The organism is Methylobacterium sp. XJLW, from assembly GCF_003254375.1.
Classification (GTDB): domain Bacteria; phylum Pseudomonadota; class Alphaproteobacteria; order Rhizobiales; family Beijerinckiaceae; genus Methylobacterium; species Methylobacterium fujisawaense.
Map to the genome: position 1 here is coordinate 6,116,651 of NZ_CP016429.1, position 20,878 is coordinate 6,137,528.

Consider the following 20,878-nt stretch of genomic DNA (forward strand, 5'->3'; position numbering starts at 1 on the left):
CCGACGCACGCAGCGCGGGTCCGAGCGCCGTTAGGAACTCAGTGGCGCGGGCCGCCCGTGGTGTTGCCGAGCTGCTGCTGGTAGCCGGGGCGCGACGGATTGCGGGCGTTCGGGTCGCCGTGGCGCATCGTGTTCATGCGCCGCATCCGGCGGTGGTGCCGGGCCGAGTGATGGCGGTGCATGCGGTAATGCCGATGCATCGCAACGGTCTCGACCATATCAGATCCCGCCAGACCGGGCTGCGCCATCGCCGGCGCGGCCTGCGACGCGACGGTTCCGGCCAGAAGGCCACCGAAGACCACACCCGCGGTTAGAAAAGAACGAACAGACATCGTGGAGTAGCTCCGATCAGCTTCTATGAGCCACCAGCTAAGAAACAAGTGATCGTAATGTTCCGGATCAGGGCGTTAAAAATAATACCCGTTCTTTGGACGGCGTGCGGACCGATGCGGCAGCCGTCGCGTCTCCGGGCGGGACGGTGCCGGGATCGGCGATACCCGTCCGTGCATTGATTTCGGCTCTCACCTCAGCCCGGGCGGCGGGCGAGAAGCCGTGTTCGCTCGGTGGTTCAGAACACGGGTTCAGCACAGGGGTTCAGCACAGGAAGGTGCGGAGGTCGGCGCTGACCGAAGCGGGTTCCTCATGCGCCAGCCAGTGACTGGCCTGCGCGTACCATTGGATGCGCCCCGCGTCGCAGAGAGCGAGACTGGCTTCCGCCAAGCCGGATTGCAGCGCGGTGTCCCGTCGCCCCCAGAGGATCAACGCCGGGACGCGGACCCGGGGCGGCCGCTCCCGGGGAAGTCGCACCAGGGCCCGGTACCAGTTCAGCATGCCGGTCATCGCGTCCGGCTGCAGCCACGCCTCGACGTAGCGGTCGAGGTCGGCCTGCGCGAAGGCGCCGGGGCGGCTTGTGGTCGTCAGCGCGCGGCGCAGGGCCCGGCAGCGATCGGCCGTGAGCAGCCGTTCGGGCAGGTGCGGGATCTGGAACAGGCCGACATAGGTGCTGCGCAGCCATTGGCCCGGATGGTGCCGCATGTAGGTGCCGACCACGGCGGGATGCGGCGCGTTGAGGATCGCCAGCCGGTCGATCCGCTCGGGATGGCGGCTCGCCACCCACCACGCGACGAGGCCGCCCCAATCATGTCCGACCAGGCGGACCGTGGGAGCGCCATAGGCGTCAGCCAGGGCCAGAACGTCGCCTGCCAGACGATCCAGGTGATAGGCGGCGATCCCCGCGGGCTTGTCGCTGAGGCCGTAGCCGCGCTGGTCCGGCGCGATCACCCGCAGACCCGCCTCGGCGAGAGGCCCGATCTGATGGCGCCAGCCGAACCAGAATTCGGGAAAACCGTGCAGCAGGATGGTCGGCGGTCCTGTCTCGGGACCCGCCTCGGCCACGTTCAGGCCCACCTCCGGCAACTCGACCCGGCGCAACCTCACACCCGCGACGGTCATGTTCTCGTGCGCTCCGTCCTGCCCGCCTTGCCGGCGGCGGGAAACGCCTCCGCGTCCAGATCCGATCCGCTCAGAAGCCGAGCGCGCCGCAGGTTTCCGCCTCAGGCGAGAGCTGGTCGCGCAGGCGCTCCGGCGCAGTCCGGGTCCAGAGGCACAGGAGGACGAAGGCGGCCCCGTGCAGGAGGGCGTGCGGTGCGGAGCGATCGTCCGGAGCGGTCCGGTCCCGCTCGGAACCGGTCACGGTGTCGGTCGGAGGCGTCGCAGTGTGGGGCATGGCTCTGATCTCCAAAGGACATCCTGCAGGAGACATCGTCACCGAATGCCCGGAGTTACAGGACCGAGGGACCCGCGCGTGCGCCGCCGCACGCGGACATCTCAGCGCACCGGGTCCAGCCAGCGCGCGAGCCTCCCGGTCGCAAGGCCGGCGCGGGTTTCCCGGTAGCCGAGTTCCGCCGATTCGCGGAAGCGCGACCAGGCGCGCAGATCGATGCCGGAGAGCTGGGGCTTGAGCACGGCGGTCGCGTGCGCCGCCGCCATCAGGCTCTGGGCGTCGCTCGACACGGTGGCGGCGCGCAGCAGCAGCGGTGCCAGACCCGGCATCGCCAGCGGCGAGCCGATCAGCTTGCGTACGAGCCGGCCGCTCCAGCCGCGCTGCGGCATGTCCTGGAACGCCCGGTCGGTCCCGACATCGACGGCCAGAACCGGTCCGCGCTCCAGCCCGGCGGCGACATCCGCCGGCAGGTTGTTCATCATGCCGCCATCGACCAGGACGCCCTCGTCGCAGAGCACCGGCGGCAGGAGGCCGGGAATCGCGATGCTGGCCCGCAGGGCTTTCGGCAGGTCGCCCGAGCGATGCACCATGGTGCTGCCGGTGGTCAGGTTCGACGAGACGCAGAAGAACGGCAGCCAGAGATCCTCGATACACACCCCCCCGTAACGCGCCGCGAGACCGGTATCGACCTTGGCGCCGCGGGTCAGGGCGTGCAGCGGCAGCGTGTAGTCGTTGATCGGATTGCTGGTGGCGAAGAACGCCTCGATCTGCGCCTGGATCTCCGCGACGTTCCAGCCCATGGCGAGGCTCGCCGCGATGATCGCGCCCATGCTGGTCCCGCCGACGAAATCCGGCGTGCAGGCGACCTCGTCGAGGGCCTTCAGCACCCCGAGATGGGCCAGCCCGCGCGCTCCGCCCCCGCCGAGGACGAGGCCCCGTGCGGCGCCGCTGGCGAGCCGGGCGAGGCGATGCAGATCGCCCCGATTGCCGTCTCGGAGCTGGATTCGCATCGCCGCAGGCAGGGCGGCGACCTCCGGATGCAGGGGCTTCGGGCGCCGGGCCGCCGGATCCTGGCGGACGACGAGATCCATCCGGATCCAATCGGAGCGGACCCGGTCGAGATAGGCCGCCGCGCTGGGCCGCGGCGGCGCGCCGGGCTCGGCCAGGAGCAGGACGTGGTCGCCGCGCCGCTGGCTCTGCCGGCACCAGGGGCAGTCGATGTCGTGCGCTGCGAAGATCGTGCGCGCATGGCCGCCCTCGAAGGCCTGGAACCAGGCCTCGTCAGCCCCCTCCGGCCAGTCGGTGAGACAGCCGGTTGCGCCGGGCAGCAGGGCGTCGAAGGCGCCGGCGAGTTGCCGCGCAACATGGGCCGGATCGGGCCCCTCCGTCACGGCCAGGATCGTGAAGATTCGCGGCGCATGGTGGACCGAATGGCCGTCGTAGATCGCCCGCAGGCGGTCGGCGAGCATCCGGGCGAAGTAGAGGAGCGTATGCGGATGCTCGGCGATGACCGCCTCGAAGGCATCCCGGGTGAGCCGCAGGAGATGCGAATCGCGCAGGGCCACCACGGTGGCCGCCCGCGGAGCGTCCGACAGCAGGGCCATCTCGCCGAAGGTTTCGGGCGGGCGCAGGCGCGCGATCCGGGTCGGCCGCCCGGCGTGGTCGCGGGTGGAGACGCCGACCACGCCGGAGACGAGCGTGTAGAGGGCGTTTCCGGTCTCGCCCTGCTCGAACAGGATCCGGCCACCCGGAACCGCAACCGGCACCATGCGGGCCCGAACGGCCGCGACCGCCGCCGCGTCGAGCCCGGCCAGGAACGGGATCTCGGGGGCGCTCACCCTGCCACCGCCGCGGCGATCGTCTGGCGCAGCCCTGGCGACACATTGAGCCCCATCGTTCCGTCCCCCCTCCCCGTCCGGCGCGCGACGCGCCACCATAGAGCAGGCGTCCCGTCGCTCCGCACCGTGACCGCGGCGCGCATCTGAAACGCTGATCTCTTCGCGCCGCGCCGGCCATCCGCTACAGGCGGAGCAACGCCGGAACCGGGAGGAACGCATGTCGACGGCTGAGCGAATCGCGATCGTGACCGGGGCTGGGACGGGGGTCGGCAAGGCTGCCGCCCTGGCCCTCGCCGGCGCCGGATGGCGCGTCGTGCTTTCGGGGCGGCGTCGGGAGCCCCTGGACGACGTCGCGGCGCAGATCGGCGACGGGGCTCTCGCGGTGCCCACCGACGTGACCGATCCCGACTCGATCGCCGCCCTGTTCGCCCGCACGCGGGCGGAATTCGGCCGCCTCGACCTGCTGTTCAACAATGCCGGCATCGGCGCCCCGGCGGTTCCGCTGGAGGATCTGCCGCTCGAGACTTGGCGGCAGGTGGTCGATACCAACCTCACCGCCCTGTTCCTGTGCACGCAGCATGCCTTTCGGATCATGCGCGATCAGAATCCCCGGGGCGGGCGGATCATCAATAACGGCTCGATCTCGGCGCACGCGCCCCGGCCGAATTCCATCGCCTACACGGCGACCAAGCACGCCGTGACGGGGCTGACCAAGGCGACTTCCCTCGATGGGCGCGCCTATGACATCGCCTGCGGACAGATCGACATCGGCAATGCCGACACGCCCATGGGCGGAAAGATGAAGGCCGGTGTCCCGCAGGCGGACGGCTCCCTGCGTGCCGAGGCGGTGATGGATCCCGACCATGTGGGTCAGGCGGTGCTCTCGATGGCGAGCCTGCCGCTGGAGGCGAACGTGCAGTTCATGACGATCATGGCCACCAAGATGCCGTTCGTCGGGCGCGGCTGAGCCGCCCCGGATTCGCGACGGTCGGCCGCCGTCGATGGGCGGCCCCGGTCATGCCGGTGCTGTCCAGGTACGCCTCCTGCGGTGCGTTTGCAGCGCTACGCCCGGAACCGACCGGACATGGTCGCGCCGGTCGCTCCGCGGCCCCATGGTCGAGCCTCGTTCCAGGGGCGGATCGCGATCGCGGCCGCCGGAACGTCGCTGATCGCGCGAAGCACGCACAGCGCGTTGCGCATGAAGGCGAACCCTGAATCGATCCGGCGAGCCGGCCGGGCCGATCACGTCGTCGCAATCTTCTCCTGTCCGATCGGGATGCCGCCCAGCACGGCGACAGCGAAGCGGTGACCCCGACAGGCGACCTCGTCGTGTCCGATGGTCGCCCGATCGCGGCCGAGAGGCGGCCGTCAGCGCCCTGATACTCGACCTGCCGCGCAAGGCTCTCGCGCCCGGCACAGCCACGTATTTTTGACGCGCAAAGCCAGGCGGGCCGATTGACGGCCCAATTCATAACTCATACAAATCGGTCACGAAAAACGGGTTGGATGCAGCCAATTCCATAGGAGAGGAGATCGCGCGTCTCGCGCGCTGACGTCGGCGGTTCCGGGAGGCGACCTTTTGAAGAGCCCGATGTCCAGTTAAAAAGTCTCAATGGGCCCGGCGAATAGATATGTGCAGCCGTTTCTCGCGCCACATGTCGGCTGTATCGCAGTGGACGTCCGGTTGCATCGGCGTTTGTGACAATAAAACGGTTCGTTGAGTTCGTATTTCGCGATCTCGGCAAAGCGAGATCGTCAATTTGATCGGATAAATATAATGATAAGAAGGGGGAAAATCATGATCGTCAAGCAGTGGATTTCCGGGATAGCCAAGAAGAAATTGCGCTCCGGACCGTCAATCCTGAGTGCTGCGCTTCTGGGGGCGCTCGCCGTGACATCGGCACAGGCCGCGGGCAGCGATCCCATCGGTGTCGCCATGCCGACGAAATCCTCCCAGCGCTGGATCGACGACGGCAACAACATCGTCCGATTGCTGAAGGCCAAAGGCTACAAACCCGACCTGCAATACGCGGACGACGACATCCCGACGCAGCTCGCCCAGATCGAGAACATGCTCACCAAGGGGGCAAAGATCTTGGTGGTCGCCTCCATCGACGGCACGACCCTGAGTGATGTCCTGGCCAAGGCGCATGAACGGGGCGTCACCGTCATCGCCTATGACCGGCTGATCAAGGGAACGCCGAACGTTGATTACTATGCGACTTTCGACAACTATAAGGTAGGCGTTCAGCAGGCCACGTCGATTGTCGACGCCCTCGGACTGAAGGAGGGCAAGGGGCCCTTCAACATCGAGCTGTTCGGCGGTTCGCCCGACGACAATAACGCATACTTTTTCTACGACGGCGCCCTGTCGGTGCTGAAACCCTACCTGGATTCGAAGAAGCTCGTGGTCCTCTCGGGCCAGTTCGGCATGGACAAGGTCTCGATCCTGCGGTGGGATCCGGCGACTGCCCAGGCCCGGATGGATAACCTGCTCTCGGCCTATTACGGCACCGCGCATCTCGATGCCGTGCTGTCGCCCTATGACGGCATCTCCACGGCCATCCTCTCCTCGGTCAAGAGCGTGGGCTACGGGTCCGGCGGTGTGACGTTGCCGGTGGTCAGCGGCCAGGATGCCGAGCTGCAATCGGTCAAGTCGATCATCGCGGGCGAGCAGACGGCCACGATCTTCAAGGACACCCGGGATCTGGCGAAAGTGACGGTGGCGATGATCGACGCCATCGAGGCTGTCCAGCAGCCCGAGGTCAACGACGTGAAGACCTACAACAACGGCAAGAAGATCGTCCCGTCCTACCTGCTGACGCCGGTGATCGTCACCAAGGCCAACTGGAAATCGGCCCTCGTCGATACGGGCTACTACAGCCTCGACCAGCTCAAGTGATCGAAGCCTGGCCGGAGCCCGCCGGCTCCGGCGATTCCCATCCTCGCGCCGCACGAGCCGGCGCGGGGGCCGAAGGTGCAGTCCGAGCTGGTAGGCGTCGCATGCAGCCCGTCCTCGAAATGCGGGGAATCTCCAAGACCTTCCCCGGCGTGAAGGCCCTCGACGACGTCAACCTCACCGTCGAGCCCGCCGAGATCCTCGCCCTCGTCGGCGAGAACGGTGCCGGGAAATCGACGCTGATGAAGGTTCTGAGCGGCGTCTATCCCCACGGATCCTACGCGGGCTGCATCACCTATGAGGGCCGGCCCGGCCAGTTCCGGAACATCTCCGACAGCGAGCGCCTCGGAATCGTCATCATCCACCAGGAACTGGCCCTGGTCCCCTATCTGTCGATCGCCGAGAACATCTTCCTCGGCAACGAGCCGGCCCGCTTCGGGATCATCGACCGGGGCCGGGTTTCCGCTCGGGCGCGTGAGCTGATGGCGATGGTGGGCCTCGATGAGAGCCCCGACACCCTTGTCACCCATCTCGGTGTCGGCAAGCAGCAACTCGTGGAGATCGCCAAGGCGCTCTCCAAGGAGGTCAAGCTGCTGATCCTCGATGAGCCGACCGCGAGCCTCAGCGAGACGGACAGCGAAGCCCTGCTGCAGCTTCTGCTGCGCTTCAAGGCGCAGGGCATCGCCTCGATCCTGATCTCCCACAAGCTCAACGAGATCGCGAAGGTGGCCGACCGGATTACCGTCCTGCGCGACGGCACCACCGTCGAGACCCTCGACTGCCGCAGCGGCGCTGTCGATGAGGACCGCATCATCCGGGCCATGGTCGGTCGCACGCTGGAGAACCGCTATCCGGTGCGGACGCCGCGGATCGGCGACCTTCTGATCGAGGTCTGCGGCTGGACCGTTCACCACCCGCTTCACGGCGATCGCGCGGTGGTGCGCGACGTCAGCCTGACCCTGCGCAGGGGCGAGATCGTCGGGATCGCCGGCCTGATGGGCGCGGGCCGAACGGAACTCGCCATGAGCCTCTTCGGCCGCTCCTACGGTCAGGGCATCCGCGGCACCGTCCGGATCGCTGGCGCCGAAGTCGACGTCTCGACGATCGACCGGGCGATCGCTGCGGGCATCGCCTACGTGACCGAGGACCGCAAGCAGCTCGGGCTCGTGCTGGGCGAGGACATCGCCCGGAACACGACCTTGGCGAACCTTCCGGGAATCTCCACCGCGACGGTGATCGACGAGGAGGCCGAGCAGCGGGTCGCCGGCGGCTATCGCACCAAGATGCGCATCCGCTCCTTCGGGGTGACGCAGCAGACCGTCAATCTGTCCGGCGGCAACCAGCAGAAGGTCGTGCTGAGCAAGTGGCTGTTCACCCAGCCCAAGGTGCTGATCCTCGACGAGCCAACCCGGGGCATCGATGTCGGCGCCAAGTACGAAATCTACAGCATCATCAACGAACTGGCCGAAGACGGGCGCGGTGTCCTGATGATCTCTTCGGAGATGCCGGAGCTGCTCGGCCTCTGCGACCGCATCTACGTCATGAACGAGGGACGCTTCGTCGCCGAGTTCTCGCGCGCCGAGGCCAGCCAGGAAGCGATCATGCGCGCGATCATGCGCTCCAAGGGCCTGAACGGATGACCGACATCACGATGAGCAAGTCCATGCTTCCCGGCGGCGACGTTGGCGGCGACACGGCCGCAAGCGAGCCGCGGGGCCGACCCGGCCGGCTGCCGATGGCGCAGTTGCGGACCTACGGGCTGCTCTTCGCGCTGGCGGTGATCACGGTGTTCTTCGAAGTCGCCACCGGCGGCGTCCTGTTCCAGCCGCTGAACCTGACCAACCTCATCCTGCAGAACAGCTACGTCGTCGTGATGGCGCTCGGGATGCTGCTCGTCATCGTGGCCGGCCACATCGATCTGTCGATCGGATCCGTGGTCGGCTTCGTCGGCGCGCTCGCGGCGCTGCTGATGGTCCGCTTCGGTTTCGACCCGCTCTCCGCCTCCCTTCTGTGCCTCGCGGTCGGCGCGGTCATCGGCGGATTGCAGGGCTACTTCGTGGCCTATCTCGCCATACCGAGCTTCATCGTCACCCTGTCCGGAATGATGGTGTTCCGAGGCCTGACCCAGGTGCTGCTGCAGGGCACCTCCATCGGCCCCTTTCCGGAAGTGTTCCAGCTGCTGGCCAAGGGCTTCCTCTCCAACTTCGCCGGACCTGCGACGTCCCTCCTGATCGCGCTTGTCTTCGTCGCCTCGCTGGTCGGTTTGAACTGGCGGCGGCGGCAGGCGCAGGTGAGGACCGGAGAGGCGGCGCAGAGCTTGGCGAGCTTCATCGGCCGCAACGGTGTCACCGCCGTCCTCATCCTTGCCTTCGCGTGGCAGATGAGTGCCTATCGGGGCCTGCCCAACGTCCTGCTCGTCCTGCTGGCGCTGGTGATGCTCTACGGCTTCGTCACCACGCGGACGACGATCGGGCGCCGGATCTATGCGTTGGGCGGCAATATCAAGGCGGCCCGCCTCTCCGGCATCAAGACCGAGCGCCTCACCTTCCTGACCTTTGCCAATATGGGTGCGCTCGCCGGCCTCGCCGGCATGATCTTCGTCGCCCGGCTCAACACCGCGAACTCGAAGGCCGGCGTCGGCTTGGAGCTCGACGTGATCGCGGCTTGCTTCATCGGCGGCGCCTCCGCGGCCGGCGGCATCGGCAAGGTGTCGGGCGTGGTGATCGGCGCGTTCATCATCGGCATCATGAACAACGGCATGTCGATCCTGGGAATCGGCGTCGACTGGCAGCAGGTGATCAAGGGCGTCGTACTGCTCGCCGCCGTGTGCCTGGATGTCCACAACAAAAACAACCGGCTCTGAACAGCCGGTCCGCGCCGCGACAGACCGAGACCGGACCACGTCCGCGCAAGCGGCGATCGGCCCGCGCGGGTCCGCTTCCCCCGGATCCGAATGGAACGGTGCCGATCTGTGCCGATGCGCTGCGGGCGCAAGGCCCGCAGCCCCGCGGGCGCCCATGTCCCGCAGGCCAGCGCCGCCCTGCGGCTCTCGCGGCGGCGCACCGGACCCACGAAGCCGCCGCGCCTGATCCGGGCGGCTTCACCCGTCCGGCCTTCCTCCGCCCCCCACCGGATCGACGCCGATAGGGGACGGCACTGCCGAAACGCTCAGGTCTTGCGCGCCACCGTGAAGCGGGCGGCGTCACGCAGGATGCGCGCGCCCTCGCCCCAGGACGAGACCGCGTCCTCGCAGACGCCGACGAGGCGGTCGCATTCGGCGCGCGCGCCGTCGATGCCGAGACGATCGACCAGCGTCGCCTTGCCGGCATCCTTGTCCTTGCCGGTGGCCTTGCCCATGGCCTCCGGCGAGGCCTCCCGGTCGAGGATGTCGTCGGCGATCTGGAAGGCCTGGCCCAGGGCGAGGCCGTAGCGCAGCAGGGCGGCCCGCTGGCTCTCGTCGGCTCCGCCGACGATTGCGCCGGCCTCGACCGAGAAGGCCAGGATCGCCCCGGTCTTCATCGCCTGCATCCGCAGGGTGTCGTCCACGTCCATGTTGGCAACGCCGAACCGGCCCTCGGCGGTGAGGTCGAGAAGCTGGCCGCCGACCATGCCGCCCAGGCCCGAGGCACGGGCAAGGCCGAGGACGAGGTCGGCGCGGATCCGCGCCTCCGGCTGCCAGGTCGGATCGGCCACGATCTCGAAGGCCAAAGTCTGCAGAGCGTCGCCGACCAGGATGGCGGTGGCTTCGTCATAGGCCTTGTGCACCGTCGGTTTGCCGCGGCGCATGTCGTCATCGTCCATGGCCGGCAGATCGTCGTGGACGAGACTGTAGCAATGGATCAACTCGACCCCCGCACCGGCCGCGAGGGCCGCAGCTTCGGAGCCGCCCAGCATCCGCGCCGTCTCGATGGCGAGGAACGGCCGCAGACGCTTGCCGCCGCCGAGCACCGCGTGGCGCATGGCCTCCATCAGGCGGGACGGCCGTGCGATCTCGCCGGGGCCGACGTCCGGTCCGAGGCGCCCGACCAGGAAGGTCTCGACCTTCCCGGCGACCTCCGTCAACCTGTGGGTAAAATCGACAGCTGGCGTGCCTGCCTTGACCGAACCGGTCGGTGCCTGCGTTGAGGGGGTCGGGGTCATCGGGCGCTACGTCCGGTCCTGGCCTTAGAAACCAATCGAGCGTCAGTTGAGCGGGAACGAACTCACGGTGGATGGGGCGGGACGCAGGCGAGAGACGGCAGGTCGTGACCTTCCGCTCGCGCGCCCGCGGCGCTCCCGCCCGGTCCGCCGGATCGTCGGGATGCTGCTCCTGCTCCCCGCGATCGGATTCGTCCTCACGCTGACGTTGGCGCTCGTCTATAGCGCGGTGATGCCGCCGTCGACCCTGATGCTCGGGCGGTGGTTGACGCTTCAACCGGTGAGCCGCGATCCGGTCCCGCTCTCGGGCATCGCGCCCGTCCTGCCGCTGGCGGTGATCGCCTCCGAGGATCAGCGCTTCTGCCTCGATCACGGCGTCGATTTCGGGGCGATCCGCGACGTGGTCGACGATGAGGATTCGCCGAGCCGCGGCGCCTCGACCATCGCCATGCAGACGGTCAAGAACGTCTTCCTGTGGCCGGGCCGGTCCTACATCCGCAAGGCGGTCGAGATCCCGCTGGCTCTGGCGCTCGACACGCTCTGGGGCAAGCGCCGGATGATGGAGATCTACCTCAACGTCGCCGAGTGGGGCGACGGTATCTACGGGGCGCAGGCGGCGAGCCGGCACTGGTTCGGCAAGGACGCGAGCCGGCTGACCCGGAACGAGGCCGCCCTCCTCGCCGCCGTCCTGCCCAATCCGATCACCCGCAGCGCCGGTCGCCCCTCTCCGGGCGTGCGCCGCCGCGCAGCGCGGATCCAGGCCATGATGGGTCAGATCGATGGGCTCACCGGCTGCGTGCGGCGATAGCGGCCCGGTCCCGGTCAGGGTCGCGATCGTCGGCTGTTTCGGGGCCGCCGCTGACGGGATGGATGCCTGGCCAACAGCGGGTGAGCTACAGTCGTGCGGATCCGGCTGAGTCCAGAGCCCCGGACCGAGCGTTGCGGCATCGTCCGTGCCGTGCGCCCTGACAGCCGCGCCGTCCGCAATCCGGTTTTCAGCGGCGGCGGATCGAACCATAGCCGATCCCGATTTCAATCCGGGCGCGCTGCGTGCCCGTTTGAAGTCTGAAGGGTTCGCGCCGGGCGCGTCACTTTGTGTAAAGTACGCGTTGCGGGGCGTGCCGCCCCGCTGCAGCTCGGCGCGAACGTGTCCACAATCGGCCGTTGCCTTGTCGGCGAAGGGCGCTGCCTCGCGCCGAGCACTGAAATGCGTGATCGCCGTCGGACTCTCAGCTTGGCGTAAGAATTTCCCTGCGTCGCAAGGGTGCTTCCTCGGCTTAAGCTCAAGAAAAGGAATTACTATGCCATTATATTAAGTCGATATTCTGCGGCGAGCAATATGACATTGCGGATTTAATGCAAATATTTGTATCGTATATATCTCAAAAATCAGAAAATCTTACGCCAATTCGTGGGCAATTTATCGGGTTCTGTAATCGATTCGTCGCCGGCGCGCGGCTCATTTCGAAACAGATCTTTCCACTGGTGCCCCTCCGGCACAATCGCCCGCGAACGCCCGATCTCCACGATATCGGCTGGATGGACGTCGGCCGGAACTGTGCCCGCTTTCACGAGGCGAACGGCGTGGCTGCGATCGCTGGTGAGGACCGGTGAGCGGATCATACGCGGAGCCGCCTTCGCAGAGTTGGGAGAGCCGCTTGGTACATCCCTCGGCCGGGCCTGCTCACTCAAAGAGCATCGGAGTCGGCAGCGGTAGCAACGGCCGAATCCGGTCTGTAAGAGGAGCGTCACCCCCTGAGGACGCGGACCCACACACGATGAGCGATGCCGTCTACGACCTGAGCCTGGAGCGCATCGCCCTCATCCGCCGGATGGTCGTTGCCTGGGATGGCGCCGAGCCCGGGGCGCCGACCGTTCACCCGGCGGCGCCCTATGGCAGCCTGGATCGCGACGGCGACATCGCCAACGTCACCGGGGACGACGAGGGCGCCGAGGAGGAGCACCGGTCGCTCGAGGACGGCCTCGCCGTCTTCGTTCAGAACGCGCAGCTGAAGCCGGGTCGATACCAGTACCACAATGGCTTGGCGAAGCTCGATCCGGGCGCGGTCGGCGACGTTTTCCGGGATGCGGCGACCGGCGAGACGCCGGACGTCATCACCTTCGCGGTGACTCCGGAGCACCTGGCCTTGATCCCCCGGCTCAATGTCGGCTGGAACGCGGCACAGGGTGTTCCGCACGTCGACCCGCAGCGGCCCTACGGCGAAGACGCCTCCTACACCGCCGCCATGACACGCCATCTCGCCGCGGTGGCCGGGGCGGCCGCGAACGACGACGACGATTCGGAGGCGCGGCTGGTGCGCCTCCATCGCGAGCTGCAGCCGGCCCTGCAGATCTTCCTGCGCTACGCCGATCTCGGGCCCGGCGCCTTCCGGCGGTCGGCTGCGGGCTGGCAGCCCGCCTGACGCGCTGCGGCGTCGGCGGGCCCCGGCGAGCCTCAGCCCTCGCGCTTCTTGCGCTGTGCCAGGGTGCGCAGCCGGAGCGCGTTGAGCTTGATGAAGCCCGCCGCGTCGCGGTGGTCGTAGGCGACGGCGCCTTCCTCGAAGGTCACGAGATCCTGGTCGTAGAGCGAGTGCGGGCTCTCACGGCCGATCACGTGGACGCCGCCCTTGTAGAGCTTCAGCCGCACCGTACCGGTGACCTTTTCCTGGCTCTTGTCGATCAGCGCCTGGAGCATCTCGCGCTCCGGCGAGAACCAGAAGCCGTTGTAGATCAGCTCCGCGTATTGCGGCATGAGCTGGTCCTTCAGGTGCGCGGCGCCGCGATCGAGGGTGATCGATTCGATGGCGCGGTGCGCCGGCAGCAGGATCGTACCGCCCGGTGTCTCGTACATGCCGCGGCTCTTCATGCCGACGAAGCGGTTCTCCACGAGGTCGAGCCGGCCGATGCCGTTGGCGCGGCCGAGTTCGTTGAGCTTCGCCAGCAGGTTCGCGGGCGACAGCGCCTCCCCGTCGATCGAGACCGCGTCGCCGCGCTCGAAGCCGATCGTGACGACGGTCGGCTGGTCGGGGGCCTCCTCGGGGGAGAGGGTGCGCGAGTAGACGTAGTCTGGCACCTCGATCGCCGGATCCTCCAGCACCTTGCCCTCGGATGAGGCGTGCAGGAGGTTCGCGTCCACCGAGAAGGGGCTCTCGCCGCGCTTGTCCTTGGCAATCGGGATCTGGTGCTGCTCGGCGAAAGCGATGAGCTGCTCACGGGAGCGCAGGTCCCACTCGCGCCAGGGCGCGATGACCGTGACATCCGGCTTCAGGGCGTAATAGCCGAGTTCGAAGCGGACCTGATCGTTCCCCTTCCCGGTCGCTCCGTGGCATACCGCGTCGGCCCCGACCCTCTCGGCGATCTCGATCTGCTTCTTGGCGATCAGCGGCCGGGCGATCGAAGTGCCGAGCAGGTAGACGCCTTCGTAGACGGCGTTCGCCCGGAACATCGGGAAGACGTAATCGCGGACGAACTCCTCGCGCAGATCCTCGATGAAGATGTTCTCGGGCTTGATGCCCAGCAGCTCCGCCTTGCGGCGGGCCGGCTCCAGCTCCTCCCCCTGGCCGAGATCGGCCGTGAAGGTCACGACCTCGCAGCCGTAGGTGGTCTGCAGCCACTTCAGGATGATCGATGTGTCGAGGCCGCCGGAATAGGCCAGCACGACCTTCTTCACGGGGCTCTTCGCGGGAACGGACATGCGACTTCCGGAACTGAGGCGGGGCGTCAGCGGCTTATCGCGGGTGTCACCGGCCTGCAACCGGCGCGCCGTCTCGCGCGTAGCTCTGATGGCGAGAGATCGGCCGCGTTTCGCCTCACGGTGGCCTTGCGGCCGTGCGAGAAATGGCGCGGGCGTTGCCAGTCGTCATCGCCGCAAGAGTGCATCGGAGAAGCGAAGTCTATGGCGCGCCAGCCAATTTTGGAGTTCTGGTACGAATTCGCCTCCACCTACTCCTACCTCGCCGCGATGCGCGTCGAGGCGGCGGCGTCCGAGGCGGGCGTGGCGATCCGGTGGCGCCCGTTCCTGGTCGGGCCGCTCTTCGCGGCGCAGGGCTGGACGACCTCGCCCTTCAATCTCTACCCGGCCAAGGGCAAGAACATGTGGCGGGACGTCGAGCGCGAGGCTGCACGGCTCGGCCTGCCGCCGGTGACGCGCCCCGCGCAGTTTCCGCAGAACAGCCTCAGTGCCGTGCGGGTGGCGATCCTGGGCCAGGACCAGGACTGGCTCGTGCCGTTCTCGAAGGCGGTGTTCACCGCGAGTTTCGCCGAGGGCCGCTCGATCGCGGAGCCCGCGGCCGTGACCCAGATCGTCGATTCGCTCGGGCTCGACGGGACCCAGACCGTGCGCGCCGCCGCCGCGGAGGCCAACAAGACGAAGCTGCGGGTCAGCGTCGAGGAGGCGCGGTCCCGTGGGATCTACGGGGCGCCCACGTTCCTGGCCGATGACGGCGAGTTGTTCTGGGGCAATGACCGCCTGGAGCAGGCGCTGGCCTGGGCGACCGGCGACCGGCCGAAGGGGCTGCGGTAGCGCCACCGTCACGCCGATACGCCATCAAACCGACTCGCCTCCCTGATTCTGGTCCGGCTTCGCTTCGGCGCGACCGGAGCGGAACCCCGATGCTTTGGACGTGTCCCATGCCTGTTTCCCGTCGCCTGATCCTCGCCGCCGCCGGCATCCTGCTGGGTTCGGGTTTCGGACGGGCGGCTGCGCAATCCTATGGCCAGCGCGTCGCGGTCACGGGCGATGACGGCAAGGCGGTGGCGAACTCGATCCTGCCGGGCGAGATCACCGGGCAGATTCCGGCCTTGCGCGGGGTCACCTATGTGGGACCGCGGGACGCCGCGACCACGCTCTACGAATTCTTCGACTTCAACTGCCCGTATTGCCGGAAGGCCGCCGCCGACGTGGTCGCCCTGCATGCCGGCGATGCGGACCTGCGCATCGGGCTTGTCCACAACCCGATCCTGTCGCCGCAATCGGCTCAGGCCGCCAAGGTGATGCTGGCCGTGCAGCGCAAGCTCGGCTCGGACGCCGCCTGGCGCTTCTATCAGACGCTGCTCGCCAAGCCCGGCCGCATCGACGGGCCCGGGGCGCTCGCCGCCGCGGCCGCGCTGGGGATCCCGCAGGCGGAGGTCGAGGCGATCGCCGACAGCGAGGAGGTGCGCGCGGCGCTCAAGAGCCAGATGCGCATGGCGGCGGATCTCGGCCTCTACGCGACGCCCTCCTACGTGCTCGGTAACAACGGCATCCTGGGCCATCCGGGCGCGCGCGCCATGGCGCAGATGATCGCGAGCGTCCGGCGCTGCGACCGGCTCGCCTGCTGAGGCAGCTCCGGCGTCACACTTCCGCCGTCGTCACGCGCTGCGCGGTGCGCCTGCCGTGTTGCGTGCGGCCATGCTGGCATGCTAGGCGGTCGCCGCGCCGCGAGGACAGGTCTTGACCCTGTCCGTTGCCGGCACGATCCCACGTCCCGAACGGTCACGCACCGCGCTCCTGCCGGAGCGCGCGGAGCGGGCGGGCAACCAGAGAAGAGAGCGACGGGTGGCGCAGAACGGTTCCGAGGCTGGTCCCCTGGTCGCAGGCGTGGCGGGCCGGTACGCTTCCGCCCTGTTCGAGCTCGCGCGCGACGAGCGCCAGGTCGACGCGGTCGCCCAATCCCTCAATCAATTCGACACGCTGCTGAAGGAGAGCGCGGATCTCCGCCGCCTCATCCGCAGCCCGGTCTTCAGCGCCGAGGAGCAGGCAGCCGCCATCGGCGCCGTGCTCGACAAGGCGGAAATCGGCGGTCTCGCCGGCAACTTCATCCGCCTCGCGGCCGCGAACCGGCGGCTCTTCGCCCTCCCGGACATGATCAGCGCCTTCCGGAGCCTGGTTCAGGATTCGAAGGGGATCGTCCGCGCTCAGGTGCGGGTGGCCGAGAAGCCCTCCGACGCGGTGATCGAGGAGATCAAGGCGTCGCTGCGCGACATCGCGAAGGCCGAGGTCGACGTTGATCTCGTGGTCGATCCCAGCCTGATCGGCGGCCTCGTCGTGAAGATGGGCTCGCGCATGGTCGACGCCTCCCTCAAGACCAAGCTCAACGGTATCCGCCTCGCGATGCGGGCCGCGCGCTAAGCGCCCCCATCCGATCCGAACACGCATAGACGCATCAGCGACAGAGGCCCGAGTATGGACATCCGCGCCGCCGAGATCTCCGCGATCCTGAAAGAGCAGATCAAGAACTTCGGCGAGGAAGCCGAGGTCTCCGAGGTCGGGCAGGTCCTGTCCGTCGGCGACGGCATCGCCCGCGCCTACGGCCTCGACAACGTCCAGGCCGGCGAGATGGTCGAGTTCGAGTCGGGCGTGCGCGGCATGGCCCTGAACCTCGAGCAGGACAACGTCGGCATCGTGATCTTCGGCTCCGACCGCGAGATCAAGGAAGGCCAGACCGTCAAGCGGACTGGCGCCATCGTGGACGTGCCGGTGGGCAAGGGCCTGCTCGGCCGCGTGGTCGACGCCCTCGGTAACCCGATCGACGGCAAGGGCCCGATCGTCTCCACCGAGCGTCGCCGCGTCGACGTGAAGGCTCCGGGCATCATCCCGCGCAAGTCGGTGCACGAGCCGATGGCCACGGGCCTGAAGGCGATCGACGCCCTGATCCCGGTGGGCCGCGGCCAGCGCGAGCTGATCATCGGCGACCGCCAGACCGGCAAGACCGCCATCGCCCTGGACACGATCCTGAACCAGAAGCCCGGCCATGCCGCCGGCGGCGACGAGAAGGCCAAGCTCTTCTGCATCTACGTCGCCATCGGCCAGAAGCGCTCGACGGTGGCCCAGTTCGTGAAGGTGCTGGAGGACCAGGGTGCCCTGGAATACTCCATCGTCATCGCAGCCACGGCGTCCGATGCGGCCCCGATGCAGTTCATCGCGCCGTTCGCCGGCTGCGCCATGGGCGAGTACTTCCGCGACAACGGCATGCACGCCGTGATCGTGTATGACGATCTCTCCAAGCAGGCCGTGGCCTACCGCCAGATGTCGCTGCTGCTCCGCCGCCCGCCGGGCCGCGAGGCCTATCCGGGCGACGTGTTCTACCTCCACAGCCGCCTGCTGGAGCGCGCCGCCAAGATGGGTGACGCCGCCGGCAACGGCTCGCTGACCGCGCTGCCGGTCATCGAGACCCAGGCCAACGACGTGTCGGCCTACATCCCGACCAACGTGATCTCGATCACCGACGGTCAGATCTTCCTCGAGACCGACCTGTTCTACCAGGGCATCCGCCCGGCGGTGAACGTCGGCCTCTCGGTGTCGCGGGTGGGCTCCTCGGCCCAGACCAAGGCGATGAAGAAGGTCGCTGGCAAGATCAAGGGCGAGCTCGCGCAGTACCGCGAGATGGCCGCCTTCGCGCAGTTCGGCTCGGATCTCGACGCCTCCACCCAGGCGCTCCTGAACCGCGGCTCGCGGCTCACCGAGCTCCTGAAGCAGCCGCAGTTCTCGCCGCTGAAGATGGAAGAGCAGGTCGCGGTGATCTACGCCGGCGTGAACGGCTATCTGGACAAGATGCCGGTCAGCAAGGTCCGCCCGTTCGAGGACGCGCTGCTCAGCACTCTCCGCTCGAAGCACAAGGACCTGCTGGATTCGATCGCCGCCTCCAAGGACCTGTCGGACGAGAACGCCGGCAAGCTGAAGAGCGTCGTCGAGAGCGTCGCCAAGTCGATCGGCTGATGTGAGGCCCCTCCCCGCGGGGAGGGATCTTGGGTGGTGCAGGGGGATTGCGATCCGCGCTGCACCGCCCGAACTTCCGGCTCCTTCCCGCCGAGGGAAGGAGAGGCCCATAGAACGGACCTGGACCTCACCCGATGGCGAGTTTGAAGGACCTGCGCAACCGCATCACCTCGGTGAAGGCGACGCAGAAGATCACCAAGGCCATGCAGATGGTCGCCGCCGCCAAGCTGCGCCGTGCGCAGATGGCCGCCGAGGCGGGCCGTCCCTATGCCGAGAAGATGTCGGCCGTGCTCGGCAATCTCGCGGGTAATCTCGTCGGCGGCGTCGGCGCCCCGCGGCTCCTGTCCGGGACCGGCTCCGAGCAGACGCACCTGCTCGTCGTGTGCACGGGCGACCGCGGCCTCGCCGGCGCCTTCAACTCGTCGATCGTCCGCCTCGCGGTGCGCGAATACGCGCAGAAGCTCGCCGCCGAGGGCAAGACCGTCAAGATCATGACGGTCGGCAAGAAGGGCCTCGACGCGCTGCGGCGGCAGTACCGCGACCAGATCGTCGAGAGCATGGACATCCGTGGCAATCGCCCGGTGGATTACGAGTTCGCGGCCGGGATCGCCGACAAGATCCTGACCCGCTTCGAGAACGGCGAGTTCGACGTCGCGACCCTGTTCTACTCCGAGTTCCGCTCGGTCATCTCGCAGATCCCGACCGCGCAGCGCCTGATCCCCGCGGAGCTGCCCGCGGTCGACACGACCGCGAAGGCTGCGGCCGGCAACGCCGCGCTGGAGTTCGAGCCCTCCGAGGAGGCGATCCTCGAGACGCTGCTGCCGAAGAACCTGACGGTGCAGATCTACCGGGCGCTCCTGGAGAACGCCGCCTCCGAGCAGGGCGCGCGCATGAGCGCCATGGATTCGGCCACCCGCAACGCGGGCGAGATGATCAAGAAGCAGACGCTGATCTACAACCGGACGCGTCAGGCCATGATCACCAAGGAACTCATCGAGATCATCTCGGGTGCGGAAGCCCTCTGAGGCTCCGCCACCTGAACGCACAGCTTGAAGGGTAGGTTAACGATGGCGAACACCGCACTCCCCGGCGCCGGCTCCAACAAGGTCGGCAAGATCACCCAGGTTATCGGCCCTGTGGTCGACGTGCAGTTCGAGGGCCACCTGCCCGAGATCCTGAACGCCCTCGAGACCAAGAACAACGGCGCCCGCCTCGTCCTCGAGGTCGCCCAGCAGCTCGGCGAGCACACTGTCCGCTGCATCGCCATGGACACGTCCGAGGGCCTGACCCGCGGTCAGGAATGCACGGACACCGGCGAGCCGATCAAGGTTCCGGTGGGCATGAACACGCTCGGCCGCATCATGAACGTCATCGGCGAGCCGATCGATGAGGCCGGTCCGGTCCAGGCCGACACCTACCGCGCCATCCACCAGCCGGCCCCCTCCTATGCCGAGCAGTCGACCGAGGCGCAGATCCTCGTCACCGGCATCAAGGTGGTGGACCTGCTCGCCCCTTACGCGAAGGGCGGCAAGATCGGCCTGTTCGGCGGCGCCGGCGTCGGCAAGACCGTGCTGATCATGGAGCTGATCAACAACATCGCCAAAGTGCACTCGGGCTACTCGGTGTTCGCCGGCGTGGGTGAGCGCACCCGCGAGGGCAACGATCTCTATCACGAGATGATCGAGTCCAAGGTGAACGTGGACCCGAAGGAGCATGGCTCCGCCGAGGGCTCCAAGTGCGCCCTGGTCTATGGCCAGATGAACGAGTCGCCCGGCGCCCGGTCGCGCGTCGCCCTGACCGGCCTGACCATCGCCGAGCAGTTCCGCGACGACGGCCAGGACGTGCTGTTCTTCGTCGACAACATCTTCCGCTTCACGCAGGCGGGCTCCGAGGTGTCGGCGCTTCTCGGCCGCATCCCGTCGGCGGTGGGCTACCAGCCGACGCTGGCCACCGACATGGGCGCCCTGCAGGAGCGCATCACCACCACGACCAAGGGCTCGATCACCTCGGTGCAGGCCATCTACGTGCCGGCCGACGATCTGACCGACCCGGCGCCCGCCGCCTCGTTCGCCCACCTCGACGCCACGACCGTGCTGTCGCGCTCGATCGCCGAGAAGGGCATCTATCCGGCGGTGGATCCGCTGGACTCGACCTCGCGCATGCTGTCGCCGACCATCCTCGGCGAGGAGCACTATGACGTCGCCCGCCGGGTGCAGCAGACCCTGCAGCGCTACAAGGCCCTCCAGGACATCATCGCGATCCTGGGCATGGACGAGCTGTCCGAGGAGGACAAGCTGACCGTGGCCCGCGCCCGCAAGATCGAGCGCTTCTTCTCGCAGCCCTTCTCGGTGGCCGAGGTGTTCACCGGCTCGCCGGGCAAGCAGGTCGCCCTCGAGGACACCATCAAGGGCTTCAAGGGCCTTGTGAACGGCGACTACGACGACCTCCCGGAGGCGGCCTTCTACATGGTCGGCACCATCGAGGAGGCCCAGGAGAAGGCCAAGAAGATGAAGGCCGCGTAAGACGACGCCCTCCCCTCCCCCTCGCGGGGAGGGATCGGGGGTGGGGATGGTGCAGGCGAAGCC

The 20,878-nt window shown here is 67.9% G+C and carries 20 protein-coding genes; 13 read left to right on the forward strand and 7 right to left on the reverse strand.

What is annotated here, in order from left to right; all coding sequences use genetic code 11:
- Positions 1 to 38: 38 nt before the first annotated feature.
- The 4 genes from A3862_RS28370 to A3862_RS28385 form a co-directional block, all read right to left on the reverse strand.
- The gene (locus tag A3862_RS28370; protein WP_043755719.1) at positions 39 to 332 is read right to left on the reverse strand and encodes a hypothetical protein; all 294 of its coding nucleotides are present in this window, start codon (positions 330 to 332) and stop codon (positions 39 to 41) included.
- 262 nt (positions 333 to 594) lie between these two features.
- A complete protein-coding gene (locus A3862_RS28375) occupies positions 595 to 1,452 on the reverse strand; it encodes an alpha/beta fold hydrolase (RefSeq protein WP_111474220.1) in 858 nt (285 codons plus the stop codon).
- A gap of 70 nt (positions 1,453 to 1,522) precedes the next feature.
- Positions 1,523 to 1,726 (reverse strand): hypothetical protein, encoded by a 204-nt coding sequence (locus A3862_RS28380; RefSeq protein WP_043356522.1) that lies wholly within the window; start codon positions 1,724 to 1,726, stop codon positions 1,523 to 1,525.
- Positions 1,727 to 1,827: 101 nt separating this feature from the next.
- Entirely contained in the window at positions 1,828 to 3,561 is a 1,734-nt protein-coding gene (locus tag A3862_RS28385) for a patatin-like phospholipase family protein (RefSeq protein WP_111474221.1), read from the reverse strand.
- A 217-nt stretch (positions 3,562 to 3,778) separates the two neighbouring features.
- On the opposite strand from A3862_RS28385, the gene A3862_RS28390 reads away from it, so the two are divergent.
- The 5 genes from A3862_RS28390 to mmsB all read left to right on the forward strand — a co-directional run bounded on the left by A3862_RS28390 (position 3,779) and on the right by mmsB (position 9,323).
- Positions 3,779 to 4,528, forward strand: a complete 750-nt coding sequence (locus tag A3862_RS28390; protein WP_043356518.1) for an SDR family oxidoreductase — start codon at positions 3,779 to 3,781, stop codon at positions 4,526 to 4,528.
- A gap of 117 nt (positions 4,529 to 4,645) precedes the next feature.
- Positions 4,646 to 4,870, forward strand: coding sequence for a hypothetical protein (locus tag A3862_RS28395; protein WP_043356509.1), 225 nt, complete (start codon positions 4,646 to 4,648; stop codon positions 4,868 to 4,870).
- A 531-nt stretch (positions 4,871 to 5,401) separates the two neighbouring features.
- Positions 5,402 to 6,463, forward strand: coding sequence for a multiple monosaccharide ABC transporter substrate-binding protein (gene chvE / locus A3862_RS28400; protein ID WP_111474396.1), 1,062 nt, complete (start codon positions 5,402 to 5,404; stop codon positions 6,461 to 6,463).
- Between the two features lie 101 nt (positions 6,464 to 6,564).
- The gene (mmsA, locus tag A3862_RS28405; protein WP_043755711.1) at positions 6,565 to 8,100 is read left to right on the forward strand and encodes a multiple monosaccharide ABC transporter ATP-binding protein; all 1,536 of its coding nucleotides are present in this window, start codon (positions 6,565 to 6,567) and stop codon (positions 8,098 to 8,100) included.
- Positions 8,101 to 8,195: 95 nt separating this feature from the next.
- A complete protein-coding gene (mmsB, locus tag A3862_RS28410) occupies positions 8,196 to 9,323 on the forward strand; it encodes a multiple monosaccharide ABC transporter permease (protein WP_236962144.1) in 1,128 nt (375 codons plus the stop codon).
- Positions 9,324 to 9,628: 305 nt separating this feature from the next.
- Here the strand turns inward: mmsB and A3862_RS28415 are convergent, their stop codons facing one another.
- Positions 9,629 to 10,600 carry a polyprenyl synthetase family protein gene (locus A3862_RS28415; protein WP_043755707.1) on the reverse strand — a complete coding sequence of 324 codons (972 nt, stop codon included), beginning with the start codon at positions 10,598 to 10,600 and terminating at the stop codon, positions 9,629 to 9,631.
- 160 nt (positions 10,601 to 10,760) lie between these two features.
- On the opposite strand from A3862_RS28415, the gene mtgA reads away from it, so the two are divergent.
- A complete protein-coding gene (mtgA, locus tag A3862_RS28420) occupies positions 10,761 to 11,405 on the forward strand; it encodes a monofunctional biosynthetic peptidoglycan transglycosylase (protein ID WP_043356502.1) in 645 nt (214 codons plus the stop codon).
- 581 nt (positions 11,406 to 11,986) lie between these two features.
- On the opposite strand, the gene A3862_RS28425 is transcribed toward mtgA, so the two are convergent.
- Positions 11,987 to 12,220: an AbrB/MazE/SpoVT family DNA-binding domain-containing protein gene (locus A3862_RS28425; RefSeq protein WP_100793906.1), complete on the reverse strand. Its 234-nt coding sequence runs from the start codon at positions 12,218 to 12,220 to the stop codon at positions 11,987 to 11,989.
- A 155-nt stretch (positions 12,221 to 12,375) separates the two neighbouring features.
- Here A3862_RS28425 and A3862_RS28430 point away from each other — a divergent pair, with 155 nt between their 5' ends.
- Positions 12,376 to 13,020, forward strand: coding sequence for a hypothetical protein (locus A3862_RS28430; RefSeq protein ID WP_043356500.1), 645 nt, complete (start codon positions 12,376 to 12,378; stop codon positions 13,018 to 13,020).
- Positions 13,021 to 13,052: 32 nt separating this feature from the next.
- On the opposite strand, the gene A3862_RS28435 is transcribed toward A3862_RS28430, so the two are convergent.
- Positions 13,053 to 14,291 carry an argininosuccinate synthase gene (locus tag A3862_RS28435; protein ID WP_043356498.1) on the reverse strand — a complete coding sequence of 413 codons (1,239 nt, stop codon included), beginning with the start codon at positions 14,289 to 14,291 and terminating at the stop codon, positions 13,053 to 13,055.
- 201 nt (positions 14,292 to 14,492) lie between these two features.
- Here A3862_RS28435 and A3862_RS28440 point away from each other — a divergent pair, with 201 nt between their 5' ends.
- The 6 genes from A3862_RS28440 to atpD all read left to right on the forward strand — a co-directional run bounded on the left by A3862_RS28440 (position 14,493) and on the right by atpD (position 20,815).
- Entirely contained in the window at positions 14,493 to 15,119 is a 627-nt protein-coding gene (locus A3862_RS28440) for a 2-hydroxychromene-2-carboxylate isomerase (RefSeq protein WP_043755705.1), read from the forward strand.
- Positions 15,120 to 15,226: 107 nt separating this feature from the next.
- Positions 15,227 to 15,916, forward strand: coding sequence for a DsbA family protein (locus A3862_RS28445; RefSeq protein ID WP_111474222.1), 690 nt, complete (start codon positions 15,227 to 15,229; stop codon positions 15,914 to 15,916).
- Between the two features lie 217 nt (positions 15,917 to 16,133).
- Complete coding sequence (locus tag A3862_RS28450) at positions 16,134 to 16,706, forward strand: F0F1 ATP synthase subunit delta (RefSeq protein WP_043755699.1); 573 nt, start codon at positions 16,134 to 16,136, stop codon at positions 16,704 to 16,706.
- Between the two features lie 54 nt (positions 16,707 to 16,760).
- Entirely contained in the window at positions 16,761 to 18,293 is a 1,533-nt protein-coding gene (gene atpA, locus A3862_RS28455; protein ID WP_043383323.1) for a F0F1 ATP synthase subunit alpha, read from the forward strand.
- A gap of 134 nt (positions 18,294 to 18,427) precedes the next feature.
- On the forward strand, positions 18,428 to 19,318 hold the full coding sequence (locus A3862_RS28460) for a F0F1 ATP synthase subunit gamma (RefSeq protein ID WP_043351709.1): 891 nt from the start codon (positions 18,428 to 18,430) through the stop codon (positions 19,316 to 19,318).
- A gap of 42 nt (positions 19,319 to 19,360) precedes the next feature.
- Positions 19,361 to 20,815: a F0F1 ATP synthase subunit beta gene (gene atpD, locus A3862_RS28465; protein WP_043383320.1), complete on the forward strand. Its 1,455-nt coding sequence runs from the start codon at positions 19,361 to 19,363 to the stop codon at positions 20,813 to 20,815.
- The last annotated feature ends 63 nt before the right edge of the window (positions 20,816 to 20,878 follow it).